Origin of the sequence: Arcicella sp. LKC2W, from assembly GCF_034931005.1 — a bacterium.
In the GTDB taxonomy this organism is placed as follows: Bacteria; Bacteroidota; Bacteroidia; order Cytophagales; family Spirosomataceae; genus Arcicella.
Genome location: NZ_JAYGIN010000001.1, coordinates 243,732 through 254,481 on the forward strand (window position 1 = coordinate 243,732; position 10,750 = coordinate 254,481).

Here is a 10,750-nt window from a genome sequence, read left to right on the forward strand (position 1 = left end):
AATCAACTAATAACCAATCAACTAATAACCAATCAACTAATCAACCAATAACTACTTACTTGCAGCGAATTCAGCAGCTAATTTGTTTAAATTTTCATCCGAAGCCGTTCCAGAAGTAATCACTGTTCTATATCTAAAAGTTACCGACTGATGAGGAGCAAGCTTATAGTTCAATTCTTTTTTCTCTTTGCTAAATACTTTTTCGCCTAATGGATTTGCTGCAAATAAACCATAACCTCTTGCGTGCCAAAAAGTTGGATAACTTACATTGGCAGGATGGTCGATAATGGCAACAGAAATATCTTCATTTTTGATTTTCCCAGTTAAATTCACCCATTTTCCACGTGTACTCCAAACGTCTTCTCCGTTGATTCCTTCACTACTATGATATTTTCCCGTAATTCCAGTATTGTCTAATTTGTCAACCTTTGTTTCAATTCCGTTTGCGTCAACAAAAACATCTGGTTTATCAGAAGGGTGTTCCAATTCACGAGCTAATCTAATAGCAAACATTCCATCTTTCACGTCTTTGAAAAGAACTTCATCATTTTGAGCCGTCAATGTCGTAATTCTATCAATTATTCTTTGATTTCCATTGGCATAAAAAACATATTTAGTCGTTTCTTTCAATAACGTTTTCCCCTTTCCATCAGTATCAATCCAATCAGCAGTTACCTCCAAATTTGCTTTGCCAACACCACTACTTGATTTTGTAATTCCTGTATGTTTAATCGTTCCGTATTTCGAACGGTCTTTGATAGCCGTTGAATTATTCCAGAAATCAAACCCATTTACGGATTCATAATTTAACCACATTCCTACATGGTGTGGATGGTCAACTCGTTCACCTGCCCGAGTAGCAAATGGATAACCACGAGTAACAGTTGTTCCTTGAGTAGTAACTATTGGGAAAAGAACTGGCTTTTTCAGAATAGAATCATTCGGAAAGAAATAAGCCGTAAATGGTTTATTATCTACCACGACTTCCACCTTATTTTCTTTCGTTTTTGTGATTAATTGAATCCGATTTTTTGACGTTTGAGCCAAACTATCTGAACCAAAAAAGGCAAGCGAAATTGCCAGACAAATATATTTTTTCATACTTAAAATTATGTTTTTTAAAAAAGCTATTTTTTTGCTAAAACTACTCGAAAAATCTGACAACTTTATGCTACTTGATTGATGATAATATCCATTAATACATCATTATCCATAAAAAACCTTACAATACGATAAAATAAATTAATACAATAAAAAATATAATTAAGACTATTTTAAGTAAAAATTTATGATTTCAAAAATTAATTTAAAATGACACGCAAAACCATAATTTTATCCATCATTTTCAGAATATTAACTATTTTTATTCAAGCATTTTTTTGAAAAACTTTGCACTTCAATATTTGCTTTTTTACATTATAAATTAAAAAATTACTATTAATTGTATTTACCTCAATAATAATATTAATTAAGAGTGATAGATTATAAATAAAACAACTCTAATTTATTTTCACTATTAAAATCATGACAAAACTTAGTATATTTTCGTGATTACAATCTTTAAGTATAATCATAAAATTCTATATTAATTTAACTTTGTTTAGCCAATTATGTCTTCAAAACTGCTCAGTTGATAATTGACAATATCCTCATTAAAAAAACTACATTAATTGCTTTTTTGCATTGTTTAATCCGTACTGTTGAATGTCGGTTTCTTAAAACTTAGGATGATAGTAAAATAATGGTAAAACAAGACACCTCTTCTTGTTTATAATCAAAAAAATATTAAATTTATCCTATACAATATTAACAAGAAGAAACAAATATCACTTTAAATGCAGAATAAACTAAAAGTAAATAAATCACTGTGTTTGCTTTAAAATAGAACTACTGAAAATTTAAAATAACACGATGCTTGGTCCTTCTGCAAAATATAAATATGGTCATTTTGCAGTCTATTCGATGAACATTTTAATCGGTTTGCTCTGTTCAAGACCAGTTAAGTCTGGTATCACAAAGATTTAAAAATCATACAAAATTTATCCAAGTCTTAATTAAACTATGAAAACAATTCTAACTCAAAGAATTCCAATTTTCAGAACAAAACTCTTACTCATGCTGATTGTAGCATTGGCAAGTTTTTCAAATGCCATTGCACAAAGTGTTACGGGTAAGGTTATTGATGAAAAAGGGGAAGGTTTACCAGGCGTAAACATTTTAGTAAAGGGAACTACCTCTGGAGCAATTTCTGATGCAAAAGGTGCATTCTCAGTAAATGCACCCAAAAATGCAACATTGGTACTTACGTATGTAGGTTTTGTAAGCAAAGAAGTACAAATTAATGGAAAAACGTCACTTACAATTAGCTTGACTCAAGACAATAGAAACCTTGAAGAAGTGGTTGTGGTAGGTTATGGTACTCAGAAAAAAGCTACCGTAACGGGTGCAGTTGTAGCCGTTCAAGGAGAGAAAATTTTACGTTCTCCAAACGTAGAAATCAGTAACTCTTTAGCAGGTCGTTTGCCCGGTTTAGTAGTAATTCAATCAAGCGGTGAACCAGGAAATGACGGAGCGAGAATCTCAATCAGAGGTACAAACACGCTTGGAAATAGCAGTCCTTTAGTAGTAATTGACGGTGTGCCTGACAGAGATGGTGGTGTTGGACGTTTAAATGGTAACGACATCGAATCTATTTCTGTTTTGAAAGATGCTTCTGCCGCTATTTATGGGGCAAGAGCTGCCAACGGAGCAATTTTGGTAACAACAAAACAAGGAAAAGCTGGAAAACCAACAATTACGTATAATTTCAATACTGGTTGGTCACAACCTGCACGTGTACCTCAAATGGCTAATTCATCTGAGTATGCACAAATCATGAATGAGTTGCCTATTTATAAAACTATCCCTGATGGTGAATGGGGTGCAGCTTGGAAAGGTATCCAAAGCACAGGAACTTTTACGTCTCCATCTGCTGGTACAACTATCAATGCCAATTATAGCCCAGAAGCTGTAAAAGGTTATGCAGCAGGGACTGACAAATGGAAATATCCAAATACTGACTGGTTTGGAGATGCTTTCAAAACATGGTCGCCACAGTCTTCACACAACTTATCCATTTCTGGAGGTAGTGAAACTATCCGATATTTTTCTTCAATTGGTTACGTAAATCAAGACGCATATTACAAAAACTCTGCTACAAGCTACCAACAATTCAATTTCAGAACGAACGTTGAAGCAAACATCAGCAAATACATTGTGGCAAATCTTGGTATTATGACCAGACGTGAGCAACGTCGTTTCCCAACCGAAAGTGCAGGTTCTATTTTTAGAATGTTAATGCGTGGTCGTCCAACAGAGCCAGAAGTATGGCCAAATGGTTTGCCAGGCCCAGATATTGAAAATGGACAAAATCCGTATGTAATTACGACTAATGCAACAGGTTACATTGACAATCCAGTTGATTATTTACAAACAAATGGTTCAGTATCTATAACTAATCCATGGATTGAAGGCTTGAAAGTTACGTTATCGGCAGCAGTTGATAAAAATAGTGGTACAAACAAAATCTGGCAAACACCTTGGAAACTTTATAGTTGGGACAAAGTTTCTTATGAAGCAGATGGTGTAACGCCAAAATTGGTAGGTGCCATTCGTTCAAATTTCACTGACCCAAGATTATCACAAGGTTATAGCTCATTATTGAATACAAACTTAACAGCACAGATAAGTTATGATAAACAAATTAATAAGCTACACAATGTTGGTGTAATGATGGGTGTTACTAAAGAAAATTTCTCAGGTGAGGGCTTTTTTGCTTACAGAAGAAACTATATTTCACCAGCAATTGACCAATTATTTGCAGGAGGTTCATTACAACAAAATACTGGTGGTAGTGCTTACAGCAGAGCAAGATTAGGGTATTATGGACGTTTACAATACAACTATAATGAGAAATACTTAGCAGAATTTATTGCTCGTTATGACGGTTCATATATTTTCCCTGAATCAAGTAGATTCGGTTTCTTCCCAGGAGTTTTGTTAGGTTGGAACGTATCAAAAGAAGATTTCTTTAAAGTACCTGCTATTGACCACATGAAAGTTCGTGCTTCTTATGGACAAATGGGTAATGACCAAGTTTTCTTTAACGGACAACTTCAAGAATATGCTTATTTATCAACGTATGGTTTCGGAAACTATCCAATCAATAGCCAAGTGGTAACTACTTTGGGAGAAACTGTTTTAGCAAACCCTAACTTTACTTGGGAAAGAGCGAATAACTACAACCTCGGTATTGACATGAGTTTATTGAATAACAAAATTGATGTTATTTTAGAATACTTCTATAACAAAAGAGACCAAATCTTGATTCAGAAAAACGGTTCAACACCTGCTTCATCTGGTATCAACTCATTGTTACCTCCTGTAAATGCGGGTATTGTAGAAAATAAAGGCTTTGAATTCAATATTGGTTATAACGGAAAAGCAACAAAAGACCTTACTTTCAGAGCAGGTGTAAATGGTGGTTATGCTAAAAACAAAGTTATTTATATGGATGAAATCCCGGGAGCTCCAAGCTACCAATTACAAGAAGGAAAACCAATTGAATCTTATTTAGTGTATCGTTCGGCAGGAGTTTTTAAAGACAAAGCGGACATTGAAGCTAATAAACTTGATTATAGCGGTGTAACTTCTAAGTTAATTCCAGGAGATATGAAATTTGAAGACGTAAACGGTGATGGCAAAATCAACGGTGATGATAGAGAAAGATTAGACCAAAATGCTACGCCTACTTTCAACTTCGGAGCAACTTTAGATTTAAAATATAAAGGCTTTGAATTGAATATCTTATTCCAAGGTGCAACTGGTGCGGCTATCCGTGTTCAGACAGAATCAGGAGATATTGGTAACTTCTTGAAATATTCTTACGACAACCGCTGGTCAATCGACAATCCGAGTAGCGAACACCCACGTTTAGCAAGTAGAGGTGATACTTATTTTACAGGTGGAAACTACGGAAACAATACTTATTACCTTTTCAGCAAAGATTATATTCGTTTGAAAAACTTACAGTTAGCTTATACAGTTCCAAAACATATTACTGATAAATATAAAATTGGAGCACTTAGACTTTATGTAAACGGTTCAAATTTACTTACGTTCGATAAAACAAAAGTATTTGACCCAGAGTCAACAGTACAAAGCGGTGTGTATTATCCACAATCACGTGTTCTTAATACAGGTTTAAGTTTAAGTTTTTAATTCATTCATAAAAGATAATAAAATGAAAAAATCAATCATAAAAATAAGCGTGCTTTTTGTATCAATGGCGTTTGTTTTGTCGTGCGATAAAGAGTTCTTGAACACTAAGCCGCTCGACAAAATCTCAAGTCAAGCCACTTGGGCTGATGGAGCACTTTCTGAAGCGTTCATCTTTAACGTTTATTCATATTTAGGTTACGGTGGTTTTGAAGAACAAGCACTTGCAGCCTATACAGACGAAGCAATGTTTACCCACGCAGGTAGAAATATCAATACATTTACGGAAGGTTCTGAAACGGCTAACAACAAAGCTTGGGAAAGTCCAACGTATGAATACGGTAGAATGTATTTAGCTATCAGACAAGCAAATGTTGCCTTACAGAGCCTTCCAACGGCAACATTTACAGATGCAACTTTAAAGGAAAAACTTACAGGTGAAGCTTATTTCTTGAGAGCATACTACTACCAACAATTAGTAAGATTTTATGGTGGTGTACCTTTAATTAGCAAACCTTATGGTTTAAATGAGGATTATACCATTGCAAGAAGCACTTACGATGAATGTGTTAAATTTATCATCAGCGACCTTGACAATGCTATCAAATTATTAGATGGCAAAAGTACAGTAGCTGGTAGAGCTACCAAAATTAGTGCAATGGCTCTTAAAGCTCGTGTACTTTTATATGCAGCCAGTGATTTGCACGATGCAACTGCCTTGAAAGCAAAAACTCCAACTATTGGAACTTTCACAAATCTTGAATTATTAGCTTATACTTCAGGAGATAGAGCAGCAAGATGGGCAGCGGCTAAAGCGGCAGCTAAAGCAGTTTTAGATGTATCGGCAGGTTATAAATTGAATTTGACAGCCCCAGCAACAGCGGCTGATGGAACGGCAAACTATATGTCAATTGCTATGGGAGGACAAAGTGCAGTAGGTGATGCTTCTGCCTCTTCTGAATTGATTTTCCAAAGAACTCATACAGGACTTTATACTGCTGAAGATAACTGGCCTTTGGGTGGTATTCACTATGGAATTAACAATGGACCAAATGGTTATCACAACTGGGCAGGAAATACGCCAATCCAGAATTTAGTTGATGACTATGAAATGATGGACGGTTCTAAATTTGATTGGACAAAAGCAGAACACAAAGCGGCTCCATATTCAAACCGTGACCCACGTTTTTATGCAACAGTTTTATACGACGGAGCAGTTTGGAAACCAAGACCTTCGGATGTAGCAGGACTTGACCCAGTTAACCAAATTCAAACTGGTTATTATGATGATGGTGCAGGCGGAAAAATCAACGGTATTGATACAAGAGAATCAGCAGTAGAAAACTGGAATGGTAGTAGAACTCACTATTATACTCGTAAATTTATTGATGCTAATCCAGGTTTAGCCGATAATCAATCAAGTGCTCAGGTTATTCCTTGGCCATTCATCAGAGTTACAGAAATGGCTTTGAGTTATGCAGAGGCAGCTCTTGAAACTGGCGACGAAGCAGAAGCATTGAAATGGGTAAACAGAATTAGATTTAGAGCAGGTATGCCTGCGGTAACTGATAAAGGAGATGCCCTTCGCCAGAGAATTCGCAATGAAAGACGTGTTGAATTGGTTTATGAAGAACACCGTTATCATGATGCACGTAGATGGTTAATTGCAGCAACAACCGTTGGTAGAGGTATTAAATCATTAAATATCGAAGCCAAATTGAAGACTGGTGCAAAAGCATTAAAACCATACAAATACGACAAAAATATTTATACTTATAACTATACAGTAGTTGATAATACAGAAAATGAAACCAGAAAATGGGTGGATAAAATGTATTTCAGACCGTTGAGTAGAGATGAAATGAGCAGAAACAATAAGTTGGTTCAAAACCCTGGTTATTAATATTAAATAACCTTTGATTATTAAAAATCTACCTCTATTTTGGGGTAGATTTTTAATTTTTTAGAGCATATTCAATAAAAGAAACGGAATTATCTACTATTTGTCGCAAGACAAAATTAGACCACGGATAGAACAGATAAAACAGATTTACACTGATTTTTCTTTAAATTTATCCGTGTAAATCCGTTGAATCAGTACAATCTGTGGGCTAATTTTATTCTGCGACAAATTGTAGATAGTTCCGTAAAGAAAAGCGATTTGCAAAAAAGTGAACAAATTAATTCACTAAAAATCAACAGATTACACATTTTCATAAACCTCTATCAGTTAAGTATAAACTTTAGTCTCTAAAACGAAAAGTAGAAACAACTTCAAAACTTCCCAAACCCAAGATATATGAGAATAAAATTACTGCTTTTATTATTTCCACTTTCCCTTATCATACTTTTTACCCGTTGTAAATCTGAACAACCCTTAACAGACCAAGATTTAACAACTAAATGGGCGGATATAACGCTCTATATTACCAAAAACACACCTTCAAATTCCCCTACCTATTCATCAAGATGTTTAGGATATATTGGTTTGACAATGTATGAATCTGTGGTAAATGCTTATCCAAATTATCAATCTCTATCAGGACAATTAAACGGATTAGACAATCTTCCAAAACCAGAAAAAAACAAAAAATACGATTGGAAATTATCTTTAAACGCTGCTCAAGCTACTATTTTAAAAAACATTTATAATCAAACTTCTGATAAAAATAAACTCAAAATAGATTCTTTGGAAAACACTATTTATGAGTATTATACAAAAAACCTTCAAGATAAAGCATTAATTGAACGGTCGGTAACTTTTGGAAAATCCGTAGCTGATTCCATTTTTGAATGGTCGAAAACTGACGGCGGACATCGTGGCTATTTGAAAAATTTTGACAAAAAAATGACTCACCCTCAACGTGCAGGCTCATGGAGTCCACCATTATTTGCCCAATCATTTAGTCACTATCCATTACATCCGCATTGGGGAGAAAACAGGACTTTTCTAAAACAAAATCATGAAATTACTGACCCTAAAATTATTCCATTCGATACTTTGTTCAATTCTGAATATTATCAGCAATTTCTGAAAACTTCCAAACAAAAAGATGCGCTAACACAAGCACAAAAAGAAGCTGCCATTTGGTGGAGTGATGACCCCGACGAGACTTTTACTCCTCCAGGACATTCTTATTATTTGGCTACTTTGGTCATTAAAAAAACTCAGCCCGATTTAATAAAATGTACCGAAACTTACGCAAAAGTAGGTTTGGCGGTGGCAGATGCCTTTATTAATTGTTGGAAATGGAAGTACAAATTCTTTACCGAAAGACCCAATAATTACGTTACTCAACACATCAATCAACGGTGGGAATCTTTTTGGCCTGACCCTCCTTTTCCTGCTTTTCCGAGCGGACACGCCATTCAGGCATCTGCAACCGCAACGGTCTTGGCGGGTATTTATGGCAATAAATTTACTTTTACAGACGACGCTCACGTGGGTAGAAAAAGAGACGAACTCCGAAACGTAGATTATAAACCACGAAACTATCATTCCTTTTGGGAAGTTGCTCAGGAAACGGCAAATTCACGCTTTTACGGAGGAATCCACATTCCACAAGACAATGAAAGAGGCTTAGAAAAAGGGGAAGAGGTAGGTGAAAATATTAACCATTTAATTTGGAAAAAATGAGATTTTTAGAGAATTTATTACAAAAAATATTATTGCTTAATTTTAAAAAACCTCACCCCCAACCCCTCTCCGATAAAGAGGGAAGCATTTGCCTCATTTTTACTCCCCTCTCTTTTGGAGAGGGGTTGGGGGTGAGGTTTTCATTAAAGTTATCACTGTTTATAACATCATTAATAATATCGTTAAATATAGAATTATCCGCCCAAAACAGCCTACCAACTGCTTTTAAAGACATCACAAAAGAAGCAGGCATAAAACACCAATTTCAAGTTTATGAAGGTTTTTTAGGTGGAGGAGCTTGCGTTTTTGACTTTAATAATGATGGTTTTGATGATTTTTTTTTAACAGGTGGAATGGCAGATGATATGCTGTATCTGAATAATAAAAATGGAACATTTACCAATATTTATCAAAAATCGGGACTTGTTGGAACAAATAATTTCGTCACTCAAGGAGCAGTTTCAGCCGATGTAAACCGTGATGGATTTGTAGATTTATACATCACGACAATCACCTCAAAAGGTGCAAAAAAACTAATTCCGAGAGCGATAAATTTACTGTATTTGAATAATGGAAATAGCACTTTTAGAGATGCCACCAAAGAATTTGGCTTAGATAAATTGAATTCTTTTAGCACGGGAGCAAGTTTTGGAGATTTTAATGCCGATGGTTTTCCTGACCTTTATGTAGGCAATTACTTCACGGAATACCCTGGTGATTTAAGTATAATTAATGATGCGATGATTGCGAGTGCCAACCAAATTACGGAGGGTTATTTGTTGATAAATGAAAAAGGAAAATCTTTCAAAAATGTATATCAAGATTATGGATTAAACCACAAAGGATTTGGTTTTGGTGGCGTTTTTACTGATTTTGATAACGATGGTGACCAAGACCTTTTTGTCAATCATGATTTTGGCTATAAACGCACACCAGATTTACTGTTAGAAAATCAATCGCCTTGGGATTCTTTCAAAGATATTGCTCCGAAATTGGGTATGGATTTGAAAATAAATTCGATGGGAACAGCCATTGGAGATTACAATAATGACGGTTTAATGGACTATTTTGTGACGAATATCCGTTTCAATAAATTTATGGTAAATCAGGGTGTTGGCAAGCCGTTTTTAGAAAAATCGCAAGAATTGGGTATGGGTATGATGACCATTAGTTGGGGAGCAAATTTTGCGGATTTTGACCACGATGGCGACCTTGATTTATTCGTAGCAAACGGAGATTTAAACCCAAATTGTACGCCCATTGCCGACTATCTTTTTGATAATGTTAACGGAAAGTTTATTGATAAAGCTCGTGAAAAAGGCTTGAATGATTATGGAATAGCTCGTGGTTCAGTAACTTTAGATATTGATAATGATGGAGATTTGGATTTATTAGTCGTAAATCAAAAGCCTGTTTTAGATTTTCCAACCGTTTCAGAAACACATTTATATCGCAACGATTCGGCAAAGGGCAATTGGATAAAAATTGCTCTGAAAGGCATTGAGGCTGAAACGAGAGGTTTAGGTTCAAAAGTTGAAATTGTGGTAAATGGCAAACATTTTTATCAAGAAATTGACGGCGGAGGGTCAAGCCATTTATCTCAAAATGCTCCGTATGCACACTTTGGCGTAGGAAATGCCAACCAAATAGACGAAATTATCATTCATTGGACAGGTGGCAATACTCAAACACTCAGCAATCAAAAAGTTAATCAATTTATCACCATTACTGAAGAAAAATCTACCAAAATTAATCCTTTTATCAAATGGGGACTAATTGGTTTAGTTGTTTTAATCGGTGGATATTTTTTAAGTAGGACAGGTTTCCAACCTGTCACAAAAACTAATTGACAGGTTG

General features: G+C 35.1%; 5 protein-coding genes. 4 read left to right on the forward strand and 1 reads right to left on the reverse strand.

Translation table 11 applies throughout. The annotated features are described in order from the left end of the window. Positions 1–51: 51 nt before the first annotated feature. Complete coding sequence (locus VB796_RS01025; protein WP_323344646.1) at positions 52–1,101, reverse strand: PmoA family protein; 1,050 nt, start codon at positions 1,099–1,101, stop codon at positions 52–54. A 960-nt stretch (positions 1,102–2,061) separates the two neighbouring features. Here VB796_RS01025 and VB796_RS01030 point away from each other — a divergent pair. The 4 genes from VB796_RS01030 to VB796_RS01045 all read left to right on the forward strand — a co-directional run bounded on the left by VB796_RS01030 (position 2,062) and on the right by VB796_RS01045 (position 10,743). Beyond that, positions 2,062–5,259: a TonB-dependent receptor gene (locus VB796_RS01030; protein WP_323344647.1), complete on the forward strand. Its 3,198-nt coding sequence runs from the start codon at positions 2,062–2,064 to the stop codon at positions 5,257–5,259. Between the two features lie 22 nt (positions 5,260–5,281). Continuing rightward, a complete protein-coding gene (locus VB796_RS01035) occupies positions 5,282–7,159 on the forward strand; it encodes a RagB/SusD family nutrient uptake outer membrane protein (RefSeq protein WP_323344648.1) in 1,878 nt (625 codons plus the stop codon). 396 nt (positions 7,160–7,555) lie between these two features. Then, on the forward strand, positions 7,556–8,893 hold the full coding sequence (locus VB796_RS01040) for a vanadium-dependent haloperoxidase (RefSeq protein ID WP_323344649.1): 1,338 nt from the start codon (positions 7,556–7,558) through the stop codon (positions 8,891–8,893). Beyond that, positions 8,890–10,743, forward strand: coding sequence for a CRTAC1 family protein (locus VB796_RS01045; RefSeq protein WP_323344650.1), 1,854 nt, complete (start codon positions 8,890–8,892; stop codon positions 10,741–10,743). The genes VB796_RS01040 and VB796_RS01045 overlap by 4 nt, the downstream gene beginning before the upstream one ends. Positions 10,744–10,750 lie beyond the last annotated feature (7 nt).

What these genes read in the sequence shown, in the direction of transcription:
- VB796_RS01025 (WP_323344646.1), bottom strand. Translation starts at nt 1,101, where the DNA reads ATGAAAAAATATATTTGTCTGGCAATTTCGCTTGCCTTTTTTGGTTCA.
- VB796_RS01030 (WP_323344647.1), top strand. Translation starts at nt 2,062, where the DNA reads ATGAAAACAATTCTAACTCAAAGAATTCCAATTTTCAGAACAAAACTC.
- VB796_RS01035 (WP_323344648.1), top strand. Translation starts at nt 5,282, where the DNA reads ATGAAAAAATCAATCATAAAAATAAGCGTGCTTTTTGTATCAATGGCG.
- VB796_RS01040 (WP_323344649.1), top strand. Translation starts at nt 7,556, where the DNA reads ATGAGAATAAAATTACTGCTTTTATTATTTCCACTTTCCCTTATCATA.
- VB796_RS01045 (WP_323344650.1), top strand. Translation starts at nt 8,890, where the DNA reads ATGAGATTTTTAGAGAATTTATTACAAAAAATATTATTGCTTAATTTT.